This is a genomic window from Streptomyces sp. NPDC056738, from assembly GCF_042790435.1.
Lineage (GTDB): Bacteria > Actinomycetota > Actinomycetes > Streptomycetales > Streptomycetaceae > Streptomyces.
In genome coordinates, this window is record NZ_JBHTZF010000030.1 from 27,000 (window position 1) to 53,420 (window position 26,421).

Genomic DNA, 26,421 nt, shown 5'->3' on the forward strand with positions numbered 1-26,421 from the left:
GGTTTCCGGGGCGGGTCGCGCGGCCCCGCCGGGGGTGGGCGAGGGGCGCCGTCGAGGCCGGAACCGAGCGCGGGATCGCCGTCGAGGCCGGAACCGAGCGCGGGGCCGCCGTCGAGGCCGGGACTGAGCGCGGGGCCGCCGTCGCGGCCGAGACTGAGCGCGGGGCCGCCGTCGCGGCCGAGACTGGGCGCGGGGCCGCCGTCAGGGCCGGGGGTGGGCGAGGGTCGCCGTCGGGACTCGGGCTGGTGTCACGGCCCGAGCCGGCGCCAGGGCCCGCGTCGGCATCCGGAGCGGGGTCAGGGCCGGTGTGTGTCTGCGTCGAGGTCGGCGTCGGGGCCGTCTGTGCCGGGGTCGGGGCCGGAGCCGGTCCCGGCGTCGTCTGTGCCGGAGCCGGAGCCGGTGCCGGTGCCGGCGTCGTCTGTGCCGGAGTCGGGGCCGGTGGCGGTGCCGGCGTCGGCCCCGGCCTCGGGGCCGTTCACGCCCGCGCCCGTGAGCAGGGCGGCCGCGGTCGCGAGGGCGAGGCCGTCGAGGCCCTGGCCCTGCATGACGGCCCGGACGCCCGATCCGTCGAAGGCGACGGTGAGTTGACGCGCGAGGAGCTCGGGATCCCCGGCTCCGCCGCGCTCCGCCTCCTGCCGGAAGAACGCGGTCAGCTCGTCCTTGCAGCGGCGGGCAACCAGGCTCGCGGGGTGGTCCGGTGCCTTGAGCTCGGCGCTCACGGCCACGAAGGGGCAGCCGCGGTAGTCCGGACGCGCGGCCATCTCCTCCAGCCGTTCGAAGACGTGCAGGACGCGATCACGCGGCGCCCGGCCGTCGTCGGGGGGCAGCAGGAACGCCAGGTACGCGGGCGCGCTGCGCTCCAGGCTCGCCGCCAGCACGCCGTCCTTGCTGTCGAAGAGCTGGTACATCGAGCGCTTGGACACCCCCGCCACCCGGCACAGCGCCTCGACACCGACGCCGACACCCTCGCGGTAGAAGAGCTCGGCCGCCGCGTCGAGCAGTCGGTCGCGGGTCGGTGAACCGGCGGTCGCGGTCGGGGTCGCCTGAGTCATGAGCCCAGCTTACGTTCTCCGCTTGCTTCTCGGAAACCGATCGGTTTACAGTGCGGACAGCACGGAAAACCGATCGGTTTACGATGGGGCCGACACGGCGGACGGGACCGCCGGACGACACGGCGGACGGCACGGCCGACCGCCCTTCGAGCACACCGTCACGCCCCGACCCCGGTCACCCCGCACCCCCGATTCCCGGCGGCCCTCAGAAGGAGAAGATCATGACCAGCATCGACGGCTCGGTGGCACTCGTGACGGGCGGCAGCCGCGGCATCGGCAAGGCCTTCGTGGACGCCCTCTACGAACGCGGCGCCAAGAAGGTCTACGCGACGGCCCGCGACCCGCGGACCGTGGCGCACCCCGACGCGGTACCGCTGGCCCTGGAGGTCACCGACCCCGCGTCCGTCGCGGCCGCCGCCGCGCGGGCCCAGGACGTCACCATCCTGATCAACAACGCGGGCGCGACGACCCCCACGTCGTTCCTGGACTCCCCCGTCGAGGACATACGGCGCGAGTTCGACATCAACTTCTTCGGGCCGCTCCTCACCACCCGGGCCTTCGTCCCGGTCCTGGAGCGCAACGGCGACGGGCACATCCTCACGGTCCACTCGGTGCTCTCCTGGGTCACGGTGCCCGGCGCCGACGGCTACAGCGCCGCCAAGGCCGCCCTGTGGTCCCAGAGCAACGCCCTGCGACTGGAGCTCCAGCCGCGCGGCGTCAAGGTCACCGGGCTGCACGTCGGTTACGTCGACACGGACCTGACCGCGAGCCTCGACGTGCCCAAGGTCTCCGCCGAGAGCGTCGCCGGACAGGCCCTCGACGGGATCGAGACCGACGCGCACGAGGTCCTCGCGGACGCGCTCACCCGCCAGGTCAAGGCCACCCTCTCCGGCGAAGTGAGCGACCTGTACCCGCAGCTCGCCGTGCAGAGGTGGTAGCCCCGCACAGACGGTGCGCGATGCGCCAGCGGTTCGGCACGGGACGGCTGTTGTGACCGGTGCATGATGGATACATGGATCTTCGAGTCTTCACCGAACCGCAGCAAGGCGCGACCTACGAGACGCTGCTCCGCGTCGCCAAGGCCGCCGAAGACCTTCATTACGGAGCCTTCTTCCGCTCTGATCACTATGTGCACATGGGATCCGTCGACGGACTCCCCGGTCCCACCGACGCGTGGATCACCCTGGCCGGCATCGCACGCGAGACGAGCCGCATCCGCCTGGGTACGTTGATGACCGCCGGAACCTTTCGCCTCCCCGGCGTCCTCGCCATCCAGGTCGCGCAGGTGGACCAGATGTCGGGCGGCCGTGTCGAACTCGGCCTGGGCGCCGGCTGGTACGAGGCCGAGCACACGGCGTACGGCATTCCGTTCCCGAAGGAGAAGTTCGGCCGGCTGGAGGAGCAACTCGCCGTCGTCACGGGGTTGTGGGGCACGCCGGTCGGCGAGCGCTTCACCTTCGACGGAACGTACTACCAGCTCAAGGACTCGCCCGCGCTGCCCAAGCCCGCGCAGGCGAAGGTGCCCGTCCTGATCGGCGGTCACGGCGCCAGGCGGACCCCCGCGCTCGCCGCACGCTACGCCGACGAGTTCAACATCCCCTTCGCCTCGGTCGCGGACACGGAGCAGCAGTTCGGCCGGGTCCGCGCGGCGTTGCAGCAGGCCGGGCGCAAGGCCGACGAACTCGTCTACTCCAACGCCCTGGTGGTGTGCGTCGGCCGCACCGACAGCGAGGTGAGGCGGCGGGCGGACGCCATCGGCCGCGATGTCGACGAGCTGAAGGCCAACGGGCTCGCGGGCTCGCCGGCGGAGGTCGTCGAACGGATCGCCCGGTATCAGGCGGTCGGTTCGCAGCGGATGTACCTCCAGATGCTGGACCTCACCGACCTCGACCACCTGGACCTGATCGCCTCCGCGGTGGCGCCGCAGATCGCCTGACCGCGAGGACCACGAGCGGTTCCGGTCGGGCGCCCCGCCACGACCGGGACCGGTTCCCCAGGGAGCGAAGGCCTCGTCCCTACCCGGTGGCCGGATCCCGCTCCACCACGCGTTTCTCGTCCCGCACCGCGAGACGTCTCAGCATCTCCAGGACGCGGTCCCGGGACTCGTCCGCCGCGTCGATCGCCTCCATGCACTGCCAGTACCTCCCCTCGTCGTCCGCCGCGCAGGCGATGCCGACCAGGGCTATGCCGACCTCGGCGAGGAGGCTGCCGAGACAGAGCAGTGCCTCGCGCGCGTCGCCCAGCTCCGTGAGCTGGGCGGCCCGTAAGGCGCCGACCCCGAGCGCGTGATCGCCGAGCACCCCGCAGCCGCGGCCCGCCAGCTCGGTCAACCCCAGTGCCTCTCCCCGGAGTTCGGGGGGCCCGGACACGGCGAGGCGGCTGCCGATCGCCTGCGCCAGGGAATGCGCCTGCCACGCCTCCGCCATCACCTCCGGAGTCTCACCGCTCTCCGCCAGGGCGCGTCTGCTCGCCACGATGAGCCGCACCGCTTCCATGCGCTGCCCCCGTCTGTCCGACGCGCTCTCGCACGTCCACCCGAACTCCCTTGTTCACTACCCAGAGTGAAGTCCGTTGAGACGAAAAGCCAGAGGAAGCCCGAAATCTGCGGACACGGAATCGCATCGGAGCGCCATGACAACTACGGAGAGTGTCAGATTCCGTTTTGTGCGCCGCGGAACGACCGGCCCGTCAGGGCTCTCCCGGCGCCGGGAAGCGCTCCTCATTGCGGTCGATCTTCGCGGCGAGGGCGACGAGCGGGTCGATGCCCAGCACCTCGCAGAACTGCAGGAGATACGCGAGGACGTCCGCGACCTCGTCGTTGACGCGGTGCGCGGTGTCGGGGTCCGCCATCACGCGGGCCGACTCCTCCGGCGTCAACCACTGGAAGATCTCGACGAGTTCGGACGCCTCCACGCTGAGGGCGGCGACCAGGTTCTTGGGGGTGTGGTACGGCTGCCAGTTCCGCGCGGCCGCGAACTCGGCCAGTCTGCGCTGCAGCGTCGCTACGTCCAGTTCACTCACGGCGTCAGGTCTACCACCGTGGCCCCGGCCGTTCCGAGCGCGCGGACCCCGTCGCCCACCGCGCCCATCAGCCGGATGTGCCCCCGCTCGCACATGCGGCCCGCCAGCCGTATCAGTTCCCCGGCCTGCCGGGCATCGAGTCCCCGGTCGAGGCCGTCGGCCAGGACCGTCAGCGTCTGGAGCGCGGCCGGCACCTCGCCCGCCGGGTCGACCTCCAGGACGCCGGGGCCGGTGAGCAGCACGAGGGCGAGCGCGAGATACCGCAGCTCGCCGTCCCCGAGCAGCCCCAGTGGCGTACGGACTCCGTCGCCGCGGTCGAGCAGCGCACGGACCGTGCCGTCGCCGAGCACGTCGGCCAGGACGTCCGTGACCGGGCCGGCGCATCCGGCGCGCACCGCCGTGACCAGGTGGGCGTACCGGTGGCCGCACTCCGACCGGGTGCGCCACAGCACTTCGGCGAGGTTGCCGCAGCCGCGCAGCAGCCGCCCCGGGCCGAGCGGGACGGGGGCCCGCATGGAGTCCGGGTCCGGATCGCAGACGTAGACGGACCGCAGGGCGAGCACCATCTGCTCGGCCGCGGCCAGGACATGGCGTTCCCCGGCGGTGCGGCCCGCGACGCGCAGGGGCAGCAGCGCGGTGCCGAGGCGGTCGTCGGGGAGCGGGACCCGGGTCACCGCCGAGGACCCGCCGGTGTGCCAGGCCGCCTGGACGGACGGGCGGCCGGGGTCGCGCAGCGCCGTCTCCAGCAGGGTCCGCCCGCCCGCCGACAACCGCTCGCCCACGACCCGCAGTTCGGGTTCGGCCTGGACGGCGACGTCGAGCCGCACCGGGCCCTCGGGGCCGTCGACCGTGCAGCCGATGCGGAAGCCCCGGCGGAGCTGGGCGTCGGGCCGGGACCGCTCGGGCACGCACGCGGCCGGGTCCGGGAACACCTCGGCGAGCCCGGCTCCGGAACCGAGCCGCGCCAGTGCCTCGTAGGCCCGCAGGACGGTCGTCTTGCCGCTGCCGCTCGGGCCGGCGACCAGGGTGAACGGTCCGAGCGGGAACCGGACGCGGCGGTGGGCGGCGAAGGCGGCGAGCCGCAGCTCGGTGACGCCCGGACGGACCGGGCGCGCCGCCACCGCCGTGGGAGCTTCCGGCGAGGACAGAGTCATATGCGGACGGTAGGCCTCCGCGGCGGGGCGAACCGTTACGCCCGGGGGACCTTCCTACGATCGGGGGACGCGGCCCCCGATCGAGGTCGGGCACGGTCGGAGGCCGGAGGCCGGAACGCCGCCCCGTCCAGAGGACGGGAACGGCGACCCTCATCGGAGGCCGGGACCGGCAACCCTCTCAGAAGCCCGGAACGCCGGCCCCCTCAGAAGCCCGGAACGCCGGCCTTCTCAGAGGCCGGGAACGGCGACCCCTTCCATCAGACCCCGCACCTCGGTCCCCGGGGGCGTCAGCAGGAACACGTTCCGGTCCACCCGGTGCATCCCGCTGGCCAGACCGAAGACCACGCCCGTGCTGAAGTCCAGGACCCGCTTGGCGACTTCGGTCTCCGCGCCGGTCAGGTCGAGGAGCACCGGGACGCCGGACATGAGCGTCTCGGCGACGTCGCGGGCGTCCGCGAAGACGTTCACCCGCAGGACCACGAAGCGGCGCCGCGTCTCGGTCGCGGCCTCGGGGATCGACCGGTGACGGACCGCGGACGGCCAGGCGTCCCGGCCGCGCAACGGAACGACCTGGGCGAGCCCTTCCCACTGTTCATCGGTGACGTCGTGGCCGGTCATCGATCCACCCCGTCCTGGCTCGCACTCGTTGTCTGCACCGGGCAATTCTTACGCATGGTCACCCGTTCGGCCCAACAGCGACACGGTCCGCGAACCCGGACCGGGAGCCGACGCGTGCGGCAAGCTACGCATATACGCCCCTATCCATCCCGCAGCCCGGCAAGCGAGGCCTCCGCATGAGCCTGAGCATCCGCAACCAACTCCCCGGCACCGTCACGTCCGTCACCCCCGGTGAGGTGATGGCGACGGTCAAGGTCCGGCTCGACGCCGGACAGGAGATCACCGCGGCCGTCACCCTGGAAGCCGTACAGGAACTCGGCCTGGCCTCCGGCTCCACCGTGCGGGCCCTCGTCAAGTCCACGGAGGTCTCCCTCGCGACCGGCCCGGTGGACGGGCTGAGCATCCGCAACCAACTGCCGGGTACCGTCACCGACGTCACCTCCGGCGGCGCCATGGCCCGCGTCAAGGTCCGGGTCGCCGGCGGCGAGCTGACCTCCGCGATCACCAAGGACGCCGTCGCGGACCTGGGCCTCGCGGAGGGCTCCGAGGTCGTCGCGCTGATCAAGTCCACCGAGGTGTCGCTGTCCAACGCCTGACGCTCCCCAGCAGGGGCGGACATGCTCTTACTGGCCTCACACCCGACTCTTCACGTCCGGTCGCGCCCCGCTCACCGGCGAGAATTAGCGTTTCGGGCCGTGTACTCGGCAGAAATCACGACGACGCCCGTCCGTCGGCAGACCCCCGCGAAGGTCTCGCCCGGCGGGCCGGCCGCGCGATGGAACCCGGACGAGGCGCCCGCGCAATGGCATCGCGCCCTGACCCTCCTGGCCGACATCAGCCTGTTCATCGGTACGCGCCCGCTGTGGGCGCAGGCCGCGAGCCACCGGCTCCTCGTGGCCGCGGTCGTCTCGCTCTGCTACGCCTCGATCCTGGCGACCGGCGTACTGACCCTCGTCGTGCGCCGGGGCCGCTCGCTGGCCCGGCTCGACCTCGTCGTCCTGGTGACCGCGGTGACGCTCGTGGTGTGCGGACTGGTGATGAACCACCAGGGCAGCGACGAGTCGGTCCTCACCACCCGGGCCGCCCACGAGTTCGTCGCCGGCCACCAGGTCTACGGCCGTCCGTGGCCCTGGCTCTTCGGCCACGGCGTCGCGCTCACCGCGACGATGAACGGCGGCTACGACTACACGTACGGCTATCCGCCGCTCGCGCTCATGCTCACCGCCCCGCTGCTGTGGGTCGGACACGGTTCGGCCGCCGCCACGATGGTCGGCACCGGCGCCCTGATCGCGGGCGCCGCCGTCATGTGGCGGATGCTGCCGGTGCCGTGGCGGTCCGCCGCGACGCTGTCCTGCCTCGGCTTCGGTCTGCTGCCGACGTACGCGCGGCTCGGCTACCCGGCGGTCCTCGCCTGCGCCCTGCTCGTCCCGGTGGTGATCGGATGGCCGCGCACGGGCCGCGGAGGCCGGGCCGACATCCTGCGGGCGGTCTGCCTCGGGGCGGCCTGCGCCGCGCAGCAACTTCCCTGGTTCCTCGCGCCGTTCCTGCTGGCCGGGGTGTACGCGCTGCGCCGCGGCGACCTGGGCGCGCGGCCGGCGGCGATGGCGGTGGGCCGGATCGTGGGCGTCGCCGCCACCACCTGGCTGCTGATCAACGCGTACTTCGTCGTGAGCGAGCCGCGGGCCTGGCTCTCCGGGATCGCCCTGCCCCTCACCCAGGACGCGGACATCCACGGACAGGGCCTGGTCGGCATCTCGCTGTATCTCACCGACGGCAGCGACCGCCTCGCCTGGTACGCGCACGCGAGCCTGCTGCTGGCCGCGGGTCTGCTGGCGCTGTTCGTGCTGTTCGTACGGCGGCTGGGGCCGGCGGCGACGGTGCTGCCCTGGTGCGCCTTCTACGCGGCGACCCGTTCACAGGACGGCTACTACCTGCTGATGACACCGCTGTGGGTGGCCGCCGTGATCACCGCGCCCTGGCAGTCCTTCCGCACCGCGTGGCAGCCCCGTCCGGCCTTTCTGCGCGGTCCGCACCGGCGCGGGGTCCGGGTGGCCGCGGTCGCCCTGCTGCTGGCCCCGTCGGTGATCGCGGTGAGCCTGGCGGCCACCGGGTCACCGCCGCTGCGCATGCGGGTCACCGAGGCCCGCCGCGCCGCCCATTCCCTGACCGGACTCACGGTCGGCGTCACCAACCTCGGTGCCGAGGCACTGAGTCCGCACTTCACGCTGACCACGGGCCAGGGCATGAGCCGCTACTGGTCGGTGATCTCCGGCCCCGCCACCCTGGCCGGCCACGCCTTCGGCCGCTACGAACTCCGGCCCCCCGACGGCAGGTTCACACTCCCGCGCGCCGGCGTCCGCATCCGCCTGCGCGCCGTCTCGGCGTCCCCGATGACCCTGTCGAGCACGGACCTCCATCTCCCGACGACCCGGCCCTGAGCGCCGCGCACGGCTTCTCTCGCCGGCCCCGCCCGCCTTCTGGTGCATGCGAGACGGACGTGCTGGAATGACCCGGCTCACGACTCCCGACTCCCGACTCCCTGGGACGGTGAAGCCCCATGCCGGAACCGTCGGACCTCCCACCACGCTCGGACTTCGCGCATCGACCGGACTTCGCGCACCTCAAAGGGGTCGCGTTCGTCTCCGGCGGCACCGGCGGGATCGGCGCGGCGATCGTGCGGACACTCGCCGAGCGGGGCAGCGACGTCGTGTTCACGTACCGCTCCGACCGGACGGCCGCCGACACCCTCGCCGCGCGGACCGAGGAGGAGTTCGCTCAGCGGGGACGCCGAGTACGTGCGCTGCGGCTCGACTTGAGCGAGGAGCGGGCCGTCGCCGCCGCCGTGACCGAGACGGCCGCCGCGCTCGGCGGACTGCACACCCTCGTCCACGCGGCGGGCCCGCACGTGCCGATGGTGCACCTGAGCACGGTCACGCCGAGCGCGTTCCGTGCCCAGCTCGACGCGGACGCGGGCGCGTTCTTCAACCTGGTGCATCCCGCCCTGCCGCCGCTGCGGGAGAGCCGGGGCAGCGTCGTCGCCGTCACCACCGTGGCCACCCGCCGGTATCCGGTGCGCGACGGGCTCTCCTCGGGGCCCAAGGGGGCGGTCGAGGCGGTCGCCCGCGCCCTGGCCGCCGAGGAAGGCCGCTACGGCGTCCGGGTGAACTGCGTCGGACCCGGCATGCTGACCGACGGCATCGCGGCCCGGCTGATCGGTTCCGGCGAACTCGACGACGCGGCACTGGAGATCACCCGCCGCAACACCCCGCTGCGCCGCTTCGGCACCGCGCAGGACGTAGCGGAGGCCGTCGCGTTCCTGGCCTCGGACAGCGCGGGCTTCATCACCGGACAGGCGCTGGGGGTGGACGGCGGGTACAGCGTGTGAGGGACGCCGGATCACGCCCGGACGGGCCTAGCCGATCTCGACCACCCGGGCCCATGCGGGCGGCGCGTCGGGGACGTAGTCGGGATCGTCCTCGTCCCAGGAGCCGTCCCCGCGCGGGAACAGGCCGACGACCGTACGGCACGGGGGCCGCGACTCCGGCCACGGGGTCTGTCCGTCGGTCAGGACCACCACGACGTCGGGGCAGGGCCGGGCCCGTAGCGCCGCGGTGAAACCCGAGCGCAGATCCGTACCGCCGCCGCCCAGGAGCGGGATCCCCTCGGCCCGGCACAGGGGGTGCGCGACCCCCGCCGCCGCGTCGCACGAGACCACCGTGACCAGGTCGCGGCGACCGCCCACGGCACGGGAGATCGCGGCGACCTCCAGAAGGGCGCTGCCCAGTTCGGCGTCGCTGACCGATCCGGAGGTGTCGATGACGACCGACACCCTCGGCGGTCTGCGGCGCAGACTCGGCAGGACGACACCGGGCACCGAGACCGAGCGGCGCGACGGCCGGCCGTAGGTGTAGTCCTCCCCCGCACCGGGCCCGGAGGCCGCCGAGCGCACGGCGGCCCCCAGCAACTCCCGCCACGGCTGGGGCTGGTGGAAGGCCTCCTCCGCCCAGCGTTCCCAGCCGGCCGGACTGCGCCCGGGCCGCGCCTTGATGCCCTGCGCGACCCGGAAGCGGACCGCGTCGCGTTCCTGCGCGCTGAGGCCGTGCGCGCCGTCGGGTCCGAGGTCCCACTCGCGTTCGCGTCCGTCGGCGCCACTGCCGCAGTCCAGCCAGGCCAGGCTCTGTGTGCTCGGCCCGAGCCGGAACTGGCGGAGGTAGTCCTCCATCAGCTCCCCGGGGGGAAGGTTCAGGAACTGCGGGGTGACGGCGCCCTCGGGCCGGACGAGCCCGGTCCCGAACGCGTCGTCGTTGATCTCGCAGTCGGCGGCGATGTTCATCCGCAGGCGCTCCGCCGGGCCGGTGAGCCCGTGTCGGCGGGCGAACCGCTCGCTCCGCCCGTGGTGGTCGCGCAGCAGGTGCGACACCTCGTGCACCCAGACCCCGGCCAGGTCCTCGACGGGAGTGCGGTCCACGAAGGCGGGCGAGACGTAGCACCGCCAGTGCCGGTCGACGGCCATCGTCGGCACCCACCGCGACTCGACGGTGTGGAGGGCGAACAGCGCCGTCGCCAGATAGGGCCGGGCCCGTACCGCGTGCAGCCGGGCGGCGTAGAGCGTGTCCAGGTCGAGGGTCCCGGGTGCGGTCCCGGTCGTCGCGGTCATCGGCGCGCCTCGGCGGCGACCGCGACGCGGGCCGCCGCTTCGTCCGCGCGCCGGGACAGGGCCACCGCCCCGGCCAGCCGCTCGATGGACGCCGGGACGTCCCAGTCCTCCCGGCGCAGCGTCGCGAGGGTCGTCGCGGGAACGACCACCAGGTCCGGGGCGCCGGTGTCCAGGGCCCGTACGAGGAGCGCCCAGGCGGCGTCCCAGCGGGCCCGGTCGGGCCGCTCGCGGACCGCGGCCACGACGCCGTCGAGGACGGCCTGGCGCAGGTCCCCCCGCTCGGGCAGGACGGCGGCCGCCGGGTCGGCGAGCAGGGTCTCGGGGTCGGGCAGGTCCATGCGGTCCACGCACGCCAGCAGTTCCAGTCCGGGGCCGTCGCCGACGGCACCTCTGACCAGCAGGGAGAGCACCTCCCGGGAGGAACCGGCGGCGTGGGCGAAAGCGACGAGCCGCACGGTCGTCTCCCAGCTCCTGGGTGAGGGCCAGGCACCGCCGCGCCGGGTCTCGCCGCTGGGCAGCCGGTGGACGAGTGCGGGACGTGCGGCGAGGAGCCCGCACACCGCGCGCCGGGCGAAGTCCACGGCCTCCGGGAGCCGGTCGGGGTCGAGCCGTGGCAGGGTCGCCCGCGGCCAGGTGCCACCGAGTCCGCGTACGACGACCTCGTGGTCGTGGGCCCACTGGAGATGGACGAACCGGTTGGCCAGCGGCGGACTCAGTTCCCAGCCGTCGGCCGCCGAGGAGCGCGGGTTCGCGGCGGCCACGATCCTCACTCCGGGCGGCAGTCGAAGGGCCCCGATGCGCCGCTCCAGGACGAGTCGGAGCAACGCGGCCTGAACGGCCGGGGGCGCGGTGGACAGTTCGTCCAGGAACAGCAGCCCGCGGCCGGCCCGTACGAGCCGCACCGCCCAGTCCGGCGGGGCCATGGGCACGCCCTGCTCGGCGGGGTCGTCGCCGAGGACGGGCAGTCCCGAGAAGTCGGAGGGTTCGTGGACGCTGGCGATCACCGTGGTCAGGGGCAGGTCCAGGGTCTCGGCGAGCTGGGTCAGGGCCGCGGTCTTGCCGATCCCGGGTTCGCCCCACAGGAGTACGGGCAGATCGGCGGCGACGGCGAGGGTCAGCGCTTCGAGCTGGCTGTCCGGGCGCGGCTCGGTCCCGGTGGCGCGGAGCAGGGCCGACAGGGCGTCGGCCACGTCGAGTTGAGTGGGTCCGGCCGGGGCCGCGAGGGTGTCGGCTTCGCCGTGCGCGTGGGCCTCGGCCGGGGCGAGCGGGGTGCTGGTGGGCATGTCTGATCACCTTTGGGTTCGTGAACGGGCCGCCCGGACACGGGGCTTGGCCCCGGGGGCGGTCAACTGGCTTTCGGTGAGCGATGGACGGGCGGTCAGCGGACCGTCGTGTCACGCGGGTGGGAGCGATGACCGCGAGGCCGGGCGGGCCCCGGAGTGAGTCGGTCGGGTCCGGGCCCGGTGAGTCCGGCCCTGAACAGTCCGTAGGTGAGACGTCGCCGCGCGGCCGCCTGGAGTTCGTCCCGCAGGGCGCCGCCGCGCAGCACCGCGTCGGGGCCGAGGAGTCCCTCGACGACGGCCAGCGCGCCGGCGGTGTCGCCGTGCCGCAGCCGTTCTCGGACACCGGAGAGACACTGCGGCCGCCGGTGCGCCTCGTCGATCGCCCGGAGGCAGGGAAGGGGGGTGCCGGTCAGGGCGACCAGCAGCTCCTCCCTGCGGATCTCGGCCGGATCGTGGTCGAGCGGCGCGAGCACGCCGTCCACGAGGCCGATCCGGTGCCGGGCTCCCCGGCATTCCACGAAGCGCGCCGCGCCCGCCGCCACGGGCCCGTCGGGTCCCGCGGGGCGCGCGTGCCCGTCGGCTCCGGAGTCGCCGTGTTCCGGTGCCAGCGCGGAGGCGACCAGCGGATGCAGTCGCCCGGGTTCGACGGCGCCGGCGCGGAGCAGTGCCAGGTCGGGCGGTATCCAGGTCGCGGCGTCGGGCAGGGCCGGGACCGCGAGATCGCCACCGCCCGCGCGGTCGGGCGCGTCCGTGATCCGCAGGGCGGGCGGCCCGACGCGTGCCGGGTCCGCGACCAGCTCCAGGAGCAGCCACCGGCCGGTTCCGAGCCGCACGGTGACGGAGCCGGCCGTACGCCCCTGGTCGCGCAGCACGATCGCCGCCTCGTCGGCCCATCGGGCGACGGCGCAGCCGAGGTCCTGGAGCACCGGCCAGGGCACCGCGTCGTGGCCGAGGTCCCTGGGGGCCGGCCCCGGCGGGTCCCCTCTCCCCGAACGGTCGTCGCCCGCGGTCAGGTCGGCTCCGGAACGGACGCGCAGCTCGTCGGTCCTGCGGGTGTCCCACAGGTGCCGGTGCAGGTCCAGGCGGTACCGGCGGCTGGGACGGGGGTGCGGATGGCGGCGGGCGCCGGTGTCGAAGGAGAACCGCTCGCGGGACGCGCCGGGAGCTCCGTCCCAGAGCGCCAGGCTCATCCGCTGGCCGCCGTCCGCCCAGGCCGGCGGCGTACGGACCACGAGGTGCACGGGTCGTACGGGATCGGTGTCGTCCCGCCCGGGGTCACGCTCGTACCGGGCCAGGGTCATGGTGAGGCCCGGCCGCAGCAGCCCGTCGGGGGCCACTCTCGGCATGTGCCAGCGCAGCAGGTCGGGAGCCAGATGACGCAGATCGCGGCGGATTCGGGAGGTCAGTTCGCGGCCGTGCGTACGTGCCAGCGAACGCAGATCGAGGTCGATGTCGACACCGGCGGCGGCACACGCCCCCGCCCAGTCCCCCTGACGGCGGCGGACGGTCGCGGTCTCGATCATGGTGGGCGGCACGGCGAAGTCACGCACGCGCGGCCAGAAGGAGAGGAGGGAATCCTCGTACGCGGTCGAAGTGAGCATCAGCACTCACTTTGCGCGGACGGGTCCCCCAATCTGATCAGGGAGGAAGTCATCGCGGGGAGCGTAACCCGACGCCGACGATCTGTCAGGTGCTTTCGTCCCGGACGTCCTCCGGCGCCCGGCGACGGGGGTCGGCGGACGCCGGAGGACGTGGGAGAACGTTCGCGGAGCTCGGCGTCCGCGGAGTGCGGCCGCGCCGGAAACCGATGGATCAGGCCGGGCTCCTGGCTTCCGGGGGCCCCGCCACAGGTCCGTCGCCGGAGCCGATCAGGTGCGGGGTGCCGTCGTCGTCGAGGAACTCGACGATCGCCAGGGCCAGCAGCGCCAGCAGGGCGATCCAGATGGTGACGGCGGCCGTGGGGTAGTTCCAGACGAGCAGGACGGCGGCGGCGACCGCGACGACGGTCCAGTTCAGCCAGGTCTTGGCCCGGTGCACCCAGGCGCCGACCGCGCCCAGTTCGGCCCCGCTGGCCGTACGCACGGCACCGATGCCGCCCTTCCAGGCGGCGAGGACCCGCGAGGCCGCCCGGCCGCTGCCGGTCAGCCAGGCCGCCAGCGCCACGACGACGCCGATGGTGATCACGAGGCGTACCGACGTCCGCAGATAGCGCACCAGGGTGTCGAAGACCGATCCGGCGGCGGGCTGGGAGACGTCCGACGGCAGACCGTCCAGATAGATCTCCCGGAAGATCCACAGGGCGATGCCCAGGACCGCGGCCCCGGCGGCCACCAGGAGCGCCGCCGTGACGAGGGCGCGGCGTCTGCGGACGGCGAGCAGCACACCGGCCGCCGCCAGCAGGAGCGTCAGCACCGGCAGCCAGAATCCGACGAGTTCGAGCAGCCGGTAGATCTTCTTGGCCTTGCCGATGGAGTCGGAGGTCATCACCGTGAAGTTGGTGTGCACCTGGGGGATCTTCGCGGCGACGCCGAGCCCCTGGTCGACGAGGGACTGCTTGACCTGGTCGATGACGGGGGCGAGGTCGATGACGACGGCGTCGTTGGTCAGTTTCACCGCCCCGCCGCCCTTGCCGGTCAGCGCCTTGTCGACGGCGGCATGGGCTTTGCGGTTCAGCTCGGTCCACAGGGTGGCGAACGCGTCGCTGCTGACGAACTTGAGGGCCACGGTGTGCACGAAGTCGGTGAGGCCGCTGGTGATCGGACCGCTCAGTGGCCCGATCGCCTTGGTCAGTGCGGGCCGGTCGGCCGGGGCGGCGGATTCGAGCAGCGTCTTGACGTCGACGTGCTGCATGACCGCTTTGGTCACCCGGTTGGCGACGGCGTCCTGGACGTCCTTGTCGGAGGCGAGCGGCTTCATGGTCGCCACGTAGCGGTCGGTGTTCCCGATCAGGTCGCTCGACCAGGCAGCCACCGCGCTCAGCGGGGTGAGCAGGGCCGCGAGAAGGATCAGGACGACCGCGAAGGTCGACCGGACGCGGTGGTGCTCGGCTCTCGGCGGACGCTTCTCCAGTTCGGCGACGCGGGCCCGCAGTTCGGCCAGCTCGCGCGCGTCCGCGGCGCCGCCGTTCGCCCCGGCACCGCCGCTCACGTCTCCGGTGCTCACGTCGTCTCCGGGTCGTCGAGGGGGCCGGCGGCGCCTCGCGCGGACCCACCTGCTCGCGTCCGGTCGGTCACGTCATCCATGGCGTGTCTCGCTCCACTCGGCGGAGGGGCCGCGTCAGCGCGGCTGTCGGCTGTCGGGCCGGTAGGTGGCCAGCGCCCAGATGACGAAGACGTCGATGGCCAGCAGGATGACCGACCAGATCGGCGCGTACGGCAGGAACATGAACTGGAAGAGCATGCTCAGCGAGGCCAGCACGATGCCGGTGACCCGGGCCCACGCGGCGTCCTTGAGGATCCCCCAGCCGGTGACGGCGGCGATCGCGCCGAGGATCAGCAGGATCCAGCCCCAGCCGGTGAGGTTGATCCGGTAGACGTAGTCGTTCACGCGCGTGTAGACGTCGTCCTTGGCCAGCGCGGAGATGCCCTGGAGGATGTTGAGGCCCCCGTTCACCAGCATGAGGACACCGGCGAAGGTGACTCCGCCGGCCGCCCAGCCGCTGCTGCCGGAGGGCGGCGGTCCCATGCCCCCCGCGGCGGGAGCGGCACCGGACCACTGGTCTCCCCACAGCGGCATGTCTCCGCCGCTGGGCTGGGATCCCGTGCCGCCGCCGGGCTGGGATCCCGTGCCGCCACCGGGCGGGGGGCCCGGAGGTCTCGAAGAATCCTGGCTCATGCTCGACCACCTCGCTGCGCTGTCGGCCGCCGGCCGTCCCCGTGCCGGAAGCACCGGGGAGTTCGAGCGTCCGCCCGCCACGCGTCCCCCGCCACGGGGGCTCCACTGATCGGGTGACGGTCCCGACGGCGGTTTCCGCCCCGCGCTGCCCCGCGGCGGATATCAGCGAGCTAGGCGACAGGCGCCCCGTTCTGCTCCGCCACGAGATCCAGCGCGCGCCCCAGCGTCGTGAGCCGCTCGTCCAGAGTCGCGCCGGCGGGATAGAAGCGGACCGTGTCGACACCCGCGGCGCGCCAGACCCGGAGCCGCTCGCGGACCATGTCCTCGGTGCCGATCAAGGTGGTGCCGAGGACCATCTCGTCGGTCACGAGCCCGGCGGCGCCGTCCCGGTCCCCGGCCTGCCAGCGCGCGTGGATCTCGGCGGCGATCTCCGCCCAGCCCTGCCTGCTGTAGGCGGCGTTGTAGAAGTTGGTGGTGGCGGAGCCCATTCCGCCGAGGCTGAAGGCGAGTTCCTTCTTCCGGCCCGCGACCATGGCGCGCAGCGCGTCCTCGTCCTCCGCGAAGGCCACTTCGGCGCCCTGGCAGATGTCGAGGTCGGCGCGGTCGCGGCCGGACGCGGCGAGGCCCGCGTCCAGGTGATCGAAGTACGCCTCCTTGGCGCCCTCGGGCACGAAGCTGGTGCCGAGCCAGCCGTCGGCGATCTCGCCCGTCAGGTGCAGCATCTTCGGCGACAGCGTGGCGAGGTAGACGGGCAGGTCGTGCTCGGCCCGCATCGACATCCGCATGGGCCGGGCCTCACCACCGGGCAGCGGGATCGTGAACTCCCTTCCCTCGTACGAGAGTTTCTCCCCCGCAGCGGCCTGCCGGACGATCTCCACGGTCTCCCGCATCCGGGACAGCGGACGGGCGAACGGAACTCCGTGCAGCCCCTCGATCACCTGGGGCCCGGACGGTCCGAGGCCGAGGAGGAAGCGCCCGTCGGACAGGTTGGAGAGCGTGATCGCGGCGCGGGCGATGGCCGACGGGGTGCGCGTGCCGAGCTGGATGATCCCGGAGCCGAGCAGCAGCCGCTCGGTCCTCGCCGCCAAGTAGCCCAGAGGGGAGGGGGCTTCGGATCCCCAGGCCTCCGCGACCCAGCAGATGTCCATGCCGAGCTTCTCGGCCTCGACCACGAAGTCGACGGTCTCCCGCCAGTCGCCCGCCGACGCCTCGATCGTCGTGGAGGTCCGCATCACGCGCCCGCCCATCACGCCCCCGCCCCTTCCGCGCTCTCGGCCAGCTTCCTGATCGCCGCGACGGTGTCCGTCATGCTCCGTTCGAACTCCCGCAGCCGTACGAACACGATCTTCTGCTCCTTCTCCGGCATCCGGTCGATCGCGAAGGACAGCCCCGAACGGCCCGGCCCCATCCGCATCCACTGGGTCAGCTCCGTACCGTCGTCCACCTCAGCCAGGGTGAACCGCCATACGGCGCTGGGGTGTTCGGGGTCGGCCACGGCCCAGGCGAAGACCCGGCAGGGCTCGCACTCCACGACGTACGAGGTGGTCTCCCACTCCCCCAGCGACTCGTGCCTGCTGCGCCCCACGAAGCGGGCACCGACGCGCGGCGCCGTCACGCCGTCGAGCCACTCGACCGACTGGAGCTCCGCGCTCAGGTCCGGCATCAGCCGGATGTCGGAGACGAGGTCCCACACCCGTCGCGGTGGCGCGTCGATCCGTGTCCGCACATCGACGGTCGGCTGGTCCGCGTAGCGGGCGCCCGTCCACTCCATGAGTCTCCGGCCTTCCTCTCGTCCCCCAGGACCTCACCCATCCCAGGGCTCTGACCTTGAGAGTTGCGTAGATAGACTGTCATGTCAAGGAAAACCGCTCCCGGCGCGGGACCGGAAGCGGGGAGCGGGAAGAGTTCGAAGAGAGCGGAGAGGGGACGCCAGGACGAACGCGGAAGCCGCGGCGCGGTCAGGCGGTGAAACGCTTCTGGATGTCGGGCCGTTCCGCGAGGTGCGGCGGATAGCCGGGGCCGAGCCGCGGACGGGTGTCCTCGGCCGTCATCGGCTCACCGCACTCGGCGCACACCACGGCGGCCTCGGCCTCGTGCCCGCAACGCTCGTGGTGGAAGACGACCGGCGGGCCCTGCTCACCACTGAGCCAGCGATTGCCCCACCTGTTCATGGCAGCCAGCACCCCGAAGAAGTCCCGGCCCATCTCGGTGAGGACGTAGTCGTAGCGGACCGGGTCGGTCTGATAGGCCCGCTTCTCCATGAGCCCCTCGTCGACCAGCCGACGGAGCCGGTCGGTCAGCGTGTTGCGCGCGATGCCGAGCTCCTGCTGGAAGGCGTCGAACCGCTTGATCCCGTAGAACGCCTCCCGCAGGACCAGGGGCGTCCACCAGTCGCCGAGCAGGTCCATCGTGCGCGCGATGGAGCAGGGCCAGTTCGCAAAAGAAGTCCGCCTCACAGGCCCAGCATACGAAGGTCCCGCAAACGGACCCGGCAGCCCGGAACGGAGGGGGTGCCGCGGCTCGGCGGGGGCCGGTACCGTGACGCCCATGAGCACCGGGGGGAGCTTGCCGGAACAGCCGTCCGACGACGCGACCGTCGTGCGGTACGGGCAGCGGGAGATCACACCCGGCCTGATCGCCACAGCGTTCATATGGTCGATCGCCGCTCTCGGGCTGTCGGCGGCGGCGCTGCTCGACGACGACGTGATCCGGTGGCTCCTGGCCTCGGCCGGCGGCCTGTGCGCGCTGTGCGGCCTGTTCCTGCTGATCGGGACCGCGGCCACGTCGGACGACAGGTTCGTCTTCGACGCGACGGGCTGGTGGTCGTTCAGCATGGACGGTGACGCCCTGCTGACCTGGGATTCACTGGCCGGGGTGTGCATCTGCTCCACCGGTGACGCGGCGGCCGAGGGTGGCACCGCGACGCTCGAACTCTTCCCCCGCGAGGACTTCGACCGCGATCACCCCGTGCTGTGGCGCCACGCACGGGACGCCGACCCGCCCGCCGACGGTCTCCCGAGGCTGCGCTACCGCGTCGGGCTCACCAACATGGTCAACGTGACGCCGGACGTCGAACTGGCCTGCTCCCGCTGGGTTCCACCAGACCTCTGGCACGGCAGGAAATGGCAGCCCGCGGGTTACAAGGGCCGCCCCGACCGCGCCGGCCACCGCCGCAGACTGCGGGAACGAGCGAGGAACCCCCTCCGGACGGAGAACCCGACGCCCCCGCCCCCACCGCAGGACGCCGCACCGCCCGTCCCTCCGCAGGAGCGGCGCACTCCTGGCACGTAGCGTCCGCAACTCCCGGCGAACCTCGACATGCCTCCTGGCCGCGGCCGCTGACGCCGCGTCGGTCACCCAGACCGCCTAAACCGCCCTGGGTGAGCCACAGTTGTCCCGTCCTGGCGGAACCCCGACTGGTGTCACCACGCGCCCCAGGGATAGCGTGGTTCGCTTGAGCAACCCCTACCTCAACGGGAGTCCCCAGTGAACCGCCCCGCCCGGCTCGTCGTAGCCGCGCTCACCGCATCCACGGCCCTGCTGCTGACCGCCTGCGGCTCGGGAGGGGGCGACGACTCCTCCTCGGACAAGATCAAGGGGGCGGACGCCGACGGCAAGAAGGCCTCGGCGAGCGCGCCCGCTTCCTCTCCGACGGCGCAGGACGGTGCCGGGCGGCCGAAGATCACCCTCTCCAAGGACTTCCAGGCGAACTTCCAGGGCTGGACGAACAGCGATCCGAAACTCCAGGCGATCCTGGATGACGGTCGGGAGGAGCTGAGGTCCAAATACGCGGCGATCATCGAGTCGAACCCGGACTCGGACGCCGTCGCGTTCTACAACTCGGGGACTTCCCTGACCTCCGCCCGCCAGTGGATCAAAAGCTTCACCGACACCGACGACGGTCTGATCGGCGAGGTCACGGTCTACAACCCCCAGGTCCACCTCAACGACACCGGCTCGGGCGTGCTCTTCTACTGCGTCGACGAACGCAAGGCGTCCACGAAGAACCGCAGGACGGGCAAGGTGACGACCACACCGGACAAGCCCGAGTCCGTGCTGCAGTACCGCGAGCGGCTGGACAAGACGTCACAGGGCGTCTGGAAGAACGTGTCCCTGACGACCGTCGCAGGGGGTTGCAGGTGACGCGGTCCGCAACGAGGGCGTCCAGCCTCGTCGTCACATCCGCTGCCGTTCTCCTCCTCGCCTCCCCGACCGCCTTCGCGATCGGGGGCAAACACGGTCAGGCGCCCCCGCCTCCGGGCCCCTCCGGAGATTCGTCCGGAGCCACGCTGACGGCCAAGGCCACGTCCACCCAGATCAAGGTCACACAGATCAGCGGTGGCCGCTCACACACGTCGCCCAAGGCCCTCGCCCCCGCGGACCCCAACTGGAAGCCCCCGGCGTGCTGGTACGAGCCGGTGGCCACGCCGCAGGCACTGAAGGCGGCGGTGGACCGCCTCAAGAAGAACCCCAACACGGACCTGGTGCCCGTCACGCCCACGCTGAGCTGGGGCGAGGACCTGATGGTCGACCACTACGAGAAGGGCAAGGCCGAGAACGGCAGCGGGGACGGCTACGAGAACTACAACCTCGGCAAGGACGGCATGTTCTGGCGCGGGGTGATCAATCAGGACAGGGCCGACGACCCCGCGTCGTACGACTGCGAGGACACCCTGTTCTGGCAGAACGCCAGGACGCTCCCCGCCAACCAGCACGCCCCCACCCCTGACGTGCTCGCCGCCTACGCCTACGACAAGATCAAGGTTCCCGGGACCGAGATCGAGCTGAAGCCGGCCGCCAGGTCCACGGTCAACGTGCCGACCTGGGTGTGGCTGGACAAGGGCACCTTCAAGCCGGTCAAGGTCCGCGCCGAGCTGGCGGCCGCGGGAGTGTGGGCGGAGACGACGGCGAAGCCGGTCGCCCTCCACCTGAACCCGGGCACGAGCGACGCCGAGACCTCCCCCGCCTCCGGTGACTGCGCGATCAACGACGACGGCTCCATCGGCACCCCGTACACCAAGGGCGACGCCGGCAGGACCCCACCGTGCGGCATCACCTACCGGCGCGCCACGGACGGAAAGCCCTACCGGCTGAGCGCGTCCATCACCTGGCAGATCTCCTGGCAGGGAAGCGGAGGCGCGGCGGGCGACCTGCCGGACGGCACGTTCGAGACGACCCAGGACATGGACGTGCAGGAGATCCAGTCCATCAACCGCTAGACCGTCCGCGGTTGCGGCCGCCGGCCCGGAACCCGCGACCTCAGTCGGACTTCTTCACCGGCTCCAGGATCGCCACGCACTCCACGTGATGCGTCATCGGGAACAGGTCGAACGCGCGCAGCGTGCGTACCTTGTAGCCGCCGTCGCGGAAGTACGCCAGGTCGCGGGCGAGGGCCGCCGGGTCGCAGGCCACGTAGGCGATCTTTCGGGCGCCCAGCGACGACAGGTGCTCGACCGTCTTCTTGCCGGCGCCCGCGCGGGGCGGGTCGAGGACGATGATGTCGACCTCGGTGATGCCGGTGCGCGGCAGGACCGCCTCGACCTTGCCCTGTTCGATGCGGACGCGGTCGAAGCCGGCGAGGTTGTGCCGGGCGTCCTCCACCGCGCGCTTGCCCGACTCGATGCCAAGGACCGCGCCCTGGTCGCCCAGACGGTCCGCGAGGGCGCCCGCGAAGAGGCCGACGCCGCAGTAGAGGTCGAGGGCCATGTCGCCCTTGCGGGGCAGCAGGCCCTGCATGACGGCCTTGACGAGGGTGTCGGCGGCCATCGGGTGGACCTGCCAGAAACCGCCGCTGCCGACCCGGTGGGTGCGGCCGTCGGCGCGCTCGCGCACGAACGCGCGGCCGTGGACCCGGTGGATGCCGCCGTCCTGTTCGGCGACCCGCATCACGGAGACCGGCTTGTCGAGTTCGACGAGGGGGAGGCGGGCGCCGGGGCGCGGCTCCAGGATCACCATGCGGTCCTGGGAACCGGTCGCGGCGATCGCCTCGACGGCCTCCATGCCGGACCAGTCGCGCTCCTCGATGCCGAGTTCGGTGATCCCGGGGGCGGCGATCATGCAGCGCTCGATGGGCTCGACCTCGTGCGAGCGGTGGCGGCGCAGTCCGGCGTTGCCGTCGGGGTCAACGGCGTACTGGACGCGGGTGCGCCACTGCGGCACCTCGCCCGCGGGCAGCTTGTCGCCCTCGGCGGGCATCACCGTGCCGTCCCAGCCGGCCTCCTCGGGCGTGAGGCCCGCGAGGCGCTGCAACTGCTCGGCGATGACCTCGCCCTTGAGACGACGCTGCGCGCCGGGCTTGGCGTGCTGCCAGTCGCAGCCGCCGCAGCGTCCGGGGCCCGCGTACGGGCAGGGCGCCTCGACGCGGTCCTTGGAGGCGTCGATGATCCGCACGGCGTCGGCGCGCAGGAACCGCGCGCCCTCCTCGCCCTCGGTCACCCGGGCGACGACCCGCTCGCCGGGCAGCGCGTGCCGGACGAAGAGGACCTGGCCCTCGTCCGTACGGGCGATGCAGTGCCCTCCGTGGGCCACGGGGCCGATCTCGACCTCGTACTCGTCCCCCACCAGCGACTTCTTCGGTTCTGCCTGCATGGTGGGGTGACTCCAGTTGAGAGGGGGGAAACGGCCGGACTGCGCGGCCGGACAACAGCCGTCCAGTCTACGTGCTCACGGCACCGCTTCCCGCCTCGTCCGCGAGCACGCGTCGAGCTTGCCGTCCCGGTGGACATGGTCGCAGCGCGCTTGCCGTCCCGGTGGACGTGGTTCGCGACGCGCCTGCCGTCCCGGTGGACGTGGTCGCGTCAGGCTTCCCGTCCCGGTCGACGTGCTCGCGCCGCGCTTCCCATCCTCGCCGGTGGGCTCGCGACCCGCCTCCCGCCCCGTCGGCTCAGCTCTTCTGGGTGGGCTCCTTGGGCCGCACCTGGGCCGGGCCCCGGCGCACCGCGCCCGGAGCGTTCCAGTCCTGGCGCTTGCGGGCGCGCAGCTTGGCGGCCTCGGAGGACTCGAGCTGGTAGGGCACGGAGGTGACCATGACGCCCGGGGTGAAGAGCAGACGGCCCTTGAGGCGCAGGGCGCTCTGGTTGTGCAGCAGGTGCTCGTACCAGTGGCCGACGACGTACTCGGGGATGATCACGGAGACCGCGTCGCGCGGCGACTCCTTGCGCAGGCCCTTCACGTACTCGATGACCGGCCGGGTGATCTCGCGGTAGGGCGAGTCGAGGACCTTCAGCGGTACGTCGATGCCGCGCCGCTCCCACTCGTCGCGCAGGGTCTTGGTCTCGGCCGGGTCCACGTTGACGCTGAGCGCTTCGAGGGTGTCGGAGCGCAGCAGCTTGGCGTAGGCGAGGGCGCGCAGCGCGGGCCGGTGGATCTTGGAGACCAGGACGACTGAGTGGACGCGGGAGGGGCGGACGCTGTCGTCGGTGGGCCCCTCGGGGGCGGCGAGCTCCTCCGCGACGCGGTCGTAGTGCTTACGGATCGCGGTCATCGTCGCGTAGAAGATCACCATGCCGAGCAGGGCGACCCAGGCGCCGTGGGTGAACTTGGTGACGAGGACGACGACCAGGACCAGGCCGGTGAAGAAGGCACCGAAGGCGTTGATCGCGCGGGAGCGGATCATGTGGGTGCGCTTGGCCGGGTCGGTCTCACTCGCCAGATGGCGGTTCCAGTGGCGGACCATGCCGGTCTGGCTGAGAGTGAAGGAGACGAACACGCCCACGATGTAGAGCTGGATCAGGCGCGTCGAGTCGGCCCCGTAGATGATCACGAGCATGCTCGCGGCGCCGGCCAGGAGCACGATGCCGTTGGAGAAGGCGAGGCGGTCGCCGCGGGTGTGGAGCTGGCGCGGCAGGTAGCGGTCCTGGGCGAGGATCGAACCGAGGAGCGGGAAGCCGTTGTACGCGGTGTTCGCGGCCAGGAACAGGACGAGGGCGGTGGCGGCGGCGAGCAGGATGAACAGGAAGCTGCCCTTGCCGAACACGGCCTCGGCGACCTGGGAGATCACCGGGTTCTGCACGTAGCCGGTGCCGACGGCCACGCCGTTGTGGATCAGGTCCGTGGCGGGGTTCTCGGCCATGCGCACCTTGGTGGTCATGGCCAGCGCGATGATGCCGCAGAACATGGTGACGGCGAGGAGGCCCATCGCCGCCAGCGTGGTCGCCGCGTTCTTCGACTTCGGCTTGCGGAACGCGGGCACGCCGTTGGAGATCGCCTCGACACCGGTCAGTGCCGCACAACCGGACGAGAAGGCGCGCAGCAGCAGGAAGACGAGGGCGAAGCCCGCGAGCCCCTGGTGCTCGGCCTTGATGTGGTACTCGGCGGTCGGCGCGTGCATGGTGTCGCCGAGCACGAGCCCGCGGAAGGCACCCCAGGCGATCATGATGAAGACGCCGGCGACGAAGACGTACGTCGGGATCGCGAAGAGCTTTCCGGACTCCTTGACCCCGCGCAGGTTCATCAGCGTGAGCAGCACGATGACGGCGACCGCGCAGAAGACCTTGTGCTCCACCACGAACGGCACCGCCGAGCCGAGGTTCTCGATGCCGGAGGCGATGGAGACGGCGACGGTGAGGACGTAGTCGACGAGCAGCGCGCTGGCGACGGTGAGGCCGGCCCGCGGTCCGAGGTTGGTGGTGGCGACCTCGTAGTCGCCGCCTCCGCTCGGGTACGCGTGCACGTTCTGGCGGTAGGAGGCGACCACCGTGAACATCAGCACGACGACCGCGACCGCGATCCAGGGGCTGAAGTGGTAGGCCGACACGCCCGCGATGGAAAGGACCAGCAGGACTTCTCCGGGCGCGTACGCCACGGAGGAGAGCGGGTCGGATGCGAAGACGGGGAGGGCGATGCGCTTCGGCAGAAGCGTTTCCCCCAGCCGGTCGCTGCGCAATGCACGCCCGATGAGGATCCGCTTGGGCACGTCGGTCAGTTTGGACACAACAGGGAATCGTAAGGGTTCGAACTGGCTGTCGCCCACCCGCCGTCCCTCTTCGGCACGTCATCTGCTCTCCGGGTGAAAACGGGGTGGCTTCCGCTGCGGATTCCGCAGCACCGGAGATCCACGTGTCTATATGACAAAACCCCGCTCCCGACCGCCCTGGAGGATCCATGCATCTGCCCCCTGAGCTCATCGGAGCGGCCGTGGCGCTGGTCGGCCTCGGAATCCTCACCCTGGCGAGTGTTCGGAGCATCACACGGCGCTGAACCGCCCGGCGTTCGCCGTCGTTCACGCCCGTCCCCCGAACGCTCCGCGAAAAAGGCACAGGCGAACCTGCGCAACGAAGCCCCTGGTCGACCGTGCGTGTGTAGCTTGGGCGGCGGTCTGAGACCCTGTTTAGCCTGAGCCGTAACCATTCATGCGGAAGGACGGTCGTGCACATCGTCATCATGGGCTGCGGAAGAGTAGGTTCCGCTCTTGCCCAGAACCTGGAGCAACAGGGGCACACGGTCGCCGTGATCGACCAGGACCCCACCGCCTTCCGGCGGCTGGGCTCCGGGTTCGGCGGCCGTCGTGTCACCGGAGTCGGCTTCGACCAGGACACCCTTCGCGAGGCGGGCATCGAGGAGGCCGGCGCGTTCGCGGCGGTCTCCAGCGGTGACAACTCCAACATCATCGCCGCCCGGGTGGCCCGCGAGATGTTCGGCATCGAGAACGTCGCCGCCCGCATCTACGACCCGCGTCGCGCCGAGGTCTACCAGCGCCTGGGCATCCCGACCGTCGCCACCGTCCGCTGGACGGCCGACCAGATGCTCCGCCGGCTGCTGCCCTCGGGGGCCGAGCCGCTGTGGCGCGATCCCACGGGCGGTGTGCAGCTCGCCGAGGTGCACACCTCCGTCGCCTGGGTGGGCCACAAGATCAGCCGCCTCCAGGACGAGACGGGCGTACGCGTCGCCTTCCTGACCCGGCTCGGCGAGGCGGTCCTGCCCAGCTCGCAGACGGTGCTGCAGGAGGGCGACCTGGTGCACGTGATGATGCGCACCGACGAGGTGGACAAGGTCGAGGCGGCGTTCGCCAAGGGTCCTGAAGAGGAGGCGGGGCACTGATGAGAGTCGCCATTGCCGGTGCCGGTGCCGTGGGCCGCTCGATCGCGGGCGAACTGCTGGAGAACGGCCACGAGATCCTGCTGATCGACAAGGCGCCGACCGCCATCTCGGTCGAGCGCGTCCCGCAGGCGGAGTGGCTGCTCGCCGACGCCTGCGAGATCACCTCCCTGGACGAGGCGGCGCTGCAGCGCTGCAACGTGGTCATCGCGGCCACCGGCGACGACAAGGTCAACCTCGTCGTCTCGCTGCTCGCGAAGACCGAGTACGGCGTCCCGCGCGTCGTCGCCCGGGTGAACAACCCCAAGAACGAGTGGCTGTTCAACGAGTCCTGGGGCGTGGACGTCGCCGTCTCCACCCCGCGTCTGATGTCGGCGCTCGTGGAGGAGGCGGTGAGCGTCGGCGACCTCGTGCGGCTGCTCCGCTTCAGCCACGGCGACGCCAACCTCGTCGAGCTGACCCTGCCGCCGGAGTCCGCCCTCGCCGGCACGACCGTGGGCGACGTCGCGTGGCCGGAGGACACCTCGCTGGTGACCATCATCCGCGGCACCCGCGTCCTGACCCCCTCCCGGGAGGACTCCCTGGAAGCGGGCGACGAACTCCTCTTCGTGGCCGCCCAGGCCCGCGAGGAGCAGCTCGAGGACCTGCTGTCGGTGCGCCGCGACCCGAGCACGACGAAGTAGCCGTCCGTCCCGTCGGCGGTACGGCGTCCGCCGACGGGACGAGGGCTCGCGCCGCGATACGACGAAGCGGTACGACGATGGGGG

At 72.2% G+C, this 26,421-nt stretch carries 24 protein-coding genes and 1 pseudogene; 10 read left to right on the forward strand and 15 right to left on the reverse strand.

Annotated elements, in window-relative coordinates:
- Nucleotides 1-476 precede the first annotated feature (476 nt).
- Nucleotides 477-1,052, reverse strand: a pseudogene (locus ACFRIC_RS41450) (TetR/AcrR family transcriptional regulator); the annotation flags it as partial.
- Nucleotides 1,053-1,273: 221 nt separating this feature from the next.
- On the opposite strand from ACFRIC_RS41450, the gene ACFRIC_RS41455 reads away from it, so the two are divergent.
- Nucleotides 1,274-1,990: an SDR family oxidoreductase gene (locus ACFRIC_RS41455; protein ID WP_382797207.1), complete on the forward strand. Its 717-nt coding sequence runs from the start codon at nucleotides 1,274-1,276 to the stop codon at nucleotides 1,988-1,990.
- A 74-nt stretch (nucleotides 1,991-2,064) separates the two neighbouring features.
- Nucleotides 2,065-2,988: an LLM class F420-dependent oxidoreductase gene (locus ACFRIC_RS41460; RefSeq protein ID WP_382797209.1), complete on the forward strand. Its 924-nt coding sequence runs from the start codon at nucleotides 2,065-2,067 to the stop codon at nucleotides 2,986-2,988.
- Between the two features lie 79 nt (nucleotides 2,989-3,067).
- On the opposite strand, the gene ACFRIC_RS41465 is transcribed toward ACFRIC_RS41460, so the two are convergent.
- The 4 genes from ACFRIC_RS41465 to ACFRIC_RS41480 all read right to left on the reverse strand — a co-directional run bounded on the left by ACFRIC_RS41465 (nucleotide 3,068) and on the right by ACFRIC_RS41480 (nucleotide 5,845).
- Entirely contained in the window at nucleotides 3,068-3,547 is a 480-nt protein-coding gene (locus tag ACFRIC_RS41465; RefSeq protein WP_382797211.1) for a DUF6099 family protein, read from the reverse strand.
- Between the two features lie 193 nt (nucleotides 3,548-3,740).
- The gene (locus ACFRIC_RS41470; RefSeq protein ID WP_382797213.1) at nucleotides 3,741-4,073 is read right to left on the reverse strand and encodes a nucleotide pyrophosphohydrolase; all 333 of its coding nucleotides are present in this window, start codon (nucleotides 4,071-4,073) and stop codon (nucleotides 3,741-3,743) included.
- Nucleotides 4,070-5,227, reverse strand: a complete 1,158-nt coding sequence (locus ACFRIC_RS41475; RefSeq protein ID WP_382797215.1) for an AAA family ATPase — start codon at nucleotides 5,225-5,227, stop codon at nucleotides 4,070-4,072. Before ACFRIC_RS41475 ends, ACFRIC_RS41470 begins: the two co-directional genes overlap by 4 nt.
- Nucleotides 5,228-5,455: 228 nt before the next feature.
- Complete coding sequence (locus ACFRIC_RS41480; RefSeq protein WP_382797217.1) at nucleotides 5,456-5,845, reverse strand: cell division protein SepF; 390 nt, start codon at nucleotides 5,843-5,845, stop codon at nucleotides 5,456-5,458.
- 176 nt (nucleotides 5,846-6,021) lie between these two features.
- On the opposite strand from ACFRIC_RS41480, the gene ACFRIC_RS41485 reads away from it, so the two are divergent.
- From ACFRIC_RS41485 to ACFRIC_RS41495, 3 genes are all read left to right on the forward strand, one after another.
- A complete protein-coding gene (locus tag ACFRIC_RS41485; RefSeq protein WP_382797219.1) occupies nucleotides 6,022-6,441 on the forward strand; it encodes a molybdopterin-binding protein in 420 nt (139 codons plus the stop codon).
- 219 nt (nucleotides 6,442-6,660) lie between these two features.
- Nucleotides 6,661-8,283, forward strand: a complete 1,623-nt coding sequence (locus ACFRIC_RS41490) for a hypothetical protein (RefSeq protein WP_382797236.1) — start codon at nucleotides 6,661-6,663, stop codon at nucleotides 8,281-8,283.
- 119 nt (nucleotides 8,284-8,402) lie between these two features.
- Nucleotides 8,403-9,230, forward strand: coding sequence for an SDR family NAD(P)-dependent oxidoreductase (locus tag ACFRIC_RS41495; RefSeq protein WP_382797220.1), 828 nt, complete (start codon nucleotides 8,403-8,405; stop codon nucleotides 9,228-9,230).
- 27 nt (nucleotides 9,231-9,257) lie between these two features.
- Here ACFRIC_RS41495 and ACFRIC_RS41500 read toward each other — a convergent pair whose 3' ends face one another.
- From ACFRIC_RS41500 to ACFRIC_RS41535, 8 genes are all read right to left on the reverse strand, one after another.
- Entirely contained in the window at nucleotides 9,258-10,502 is a 1,245-nt protein-coding gene (locus ACFRIC_RS41500; RefSeq protein WP_382797222.1) for a VWA-like domain-containing protein, read from the reverse strand.
- Complete coding sequence (locus ACFRIC_RS41505; protein WP_382797224.1) at nucleotides 10,499-11,785, reverse strand: AAA family ATPase; 1,287 nt, start codon at nucleotides 11,783-11,785, stop codon at nucleotides 10,499-10,501. Before ACFRIC_RS41505 ends, ACFRIC_RS41500 begins: the two co-directional genes overlap by 4 nt.
- A 95-nt stretch (nucleotides 11,786-11,880) precedes the next feature.
- Nucleotides 11,881-13,386 (reverse strand): hypothetical protein, encoded by a 1,506-nt coding sequence (locus ACFRIC_RS41510; protein ID WP_382797225.1) that lies wholly within the window; start codon nucleotides 13,384-13,386, stop codon nucleotides 11,881-11,883.
- Nucleotides 13,387-13,597: 211 nt separating this feature from the next.
- Nucleotides 13,598-14,947, reverse strand: a complete 1,350-nt coding sequence (locus tag ACFRIC_RS41515; protein ID WP_382797226.1) for a hypothetical protein — start codon at nucleotides 14,945-14,947, stop codon at nucleotides 13,598-13,600.
- 114 nt (nucleotides 14,948-15,061) lie between these two features.
- Nucleotides 15,062-15,520, reverse strand: a complete 459-nt coding sequence (locus tag ACFRIC_RS41520) for a hypothetical protein (protein ID WP_382797227.1) — start codon at nucleotides 15,518-15,520, stop codon at nucleotides 15,062-15,064.
- A 269-nt stretch (nucleotides 15,521-15,789) separates the two neighbouring features.
- The gene (locus ACFRIC_RS41525) at nucleotides 15,790-16,851 is read right to left on the reverse strand and encodes an LLM class flavin-dependent oxidoreductase (protein ID WP_382797237.1); all 1,062 of its coding nucleotides are present in this window, start codon (nucleotides 16,849-16,851) and stop codon (nucleotides 15,790-15,792) included.
- A 14-nt stretch (nucleotides 16,852-16,865) separates the two neighbouring features.
- Nucleotides 16,866-17,390, reverse strand: coding sequence for an SRPBCC family protein (locus tag ACFRIC_RS41530; protein WP_382797228.1), 525 nt, complete (start codon nucleotides 17,388-17,390; stop codon nucleotides 16,866-16,868).
- A gap of 187 nt (nucleotides 17,391-17,577) precedes the next feature.
- Nucleotides 17,578-18,075, reverse strand: coding sequence for a winged helix-turn-helix transcriptional regulator (locus ACFRIC_RS41535; protein ID WP_382797229.1), 498 nt, complete (start codon nucleotides 18,073-18,075; stop codon nucleotides 17,578-17,580).
- Nucleotides 18,076-18,166: 91 nt separating this feature from the next.
- Here ACFRIC_RS41535 and ACFRIC_RS41540 point away from each other — a divergent pair, with 91 nt between their 5' ends.
- From ACFRIC_RS41540 to ACFRIC_RS41550, 3 genes are all read left to right on the forward strand, one after another.
- Nucleotides 18,167-18,910: a hypothetical protein gene (locus ACFRIC_RS41540; RefSeq protein WP_382797230.1), complete on the forward strand. Its 744-nt coding sequence runs from the start codon at nucleotides 18,167-18,169 to the stop codon at nucleotides 18,908-18,910.
- Nucleotides 18,911-19,105: 195 nt separating this feature from the next.
- Nucleotides 19,106-19,762: a hypothetical protein gene (locus tag ACFRIC_RS41545; RefSeq protein WP_382797231.1), complete on the forward strand. Its 657-nt coding sequence runs from the start codon at nucleotides 19,106-19,108 to the stop codon at nucleotides 19,760-19,762.
- The gene (locus ACFRIC_RS41550; protein ID WP_382797232.1) at nucleotides 19,759-20,838 is read left to right on the forward strand and encodes a hypothetical protein; all 1,080 of its coding nucleotides are present in this window, start codon (nucleotides 19,759-19,761) and stop codon (nucleotides 20,836-20,838) included. The genes ACFRIC_RS41545 and ACFRIC_RS41550 overlap by 4 nt, the downstream gene beginning before the upstream one ends.
- 40 nt (nucleotides 20,839-20,878) lie before the next feature.
- Here the strand turns inward: ACFRIC_RS41550 and ACFRIC_RS41555 are convergent, their stop codons facing one another.
- Both ACFRIC_RS41555 and ACFRIC_RS41560 read right to left on the reverse strand, forming a co-directional pair.
- Nucleotides 20,879-22,207 carry a class I SAM-dependent RNA methyltransferase gene (locus ACFRIC_RS41555; RefSeq protein ID WP_382797233.1) on the reverse strand — a complete coding sequence of 443 codons (1,329 nt, stop codon included), beginning with the start codon at nucleotides 22,205-22,207 and terminating at the stop codon, nucleotides 20,879-20,881.
- Nucleotides 22,208-22,502: 295 nt separating this feature from the next.
- Nucleotides 22,503-24,551 (reverse strand): APC family permease, encoded by a 2,049-nt coding sequence (locus ACFRIC_RS41560; RefSeq protein ID WP_382797234.1) that lies wholly within the window; start codon nucleotides 24,549-24,551, stop codon nucleotides 22,503-22,505.
- A gap of 434 nt (nucleotides 24,552-24,985) precedes the next feature.
- On the opposite strand from ACFRIC_RS41560, the gene ACFRIC_RS41565 reads away from it, so the two are divergent.
- Nucleotides 24,986-25,657, forward strand: a complete 672-nt coding sequence (locus ACFRIC_RS41565) for a TrkA family potassium uptake protein (protein WP_326785032.1) — start codon at nucleotides 24,986-24,988, stop codon at nucleotides 25,655-25,657.
- Nucleotides 25,657-26,337, forward strand: a complete 681-nt coding sequence (locus ACFRIC_RS41570; protein WP_037620032.1) for a TrkA family potassium uptake protein — start codon at nucleotides 25,657-25,659, stop codon at nucleotides 26,335-26,337. Before ACFRIC_RS41565 ends, ACFRIC_RS41570 begins: the two co-directional genes overlap by 1 nt.
- Nucleotides 26,338-26,421 lie beyond the last annotated feature (84 nt).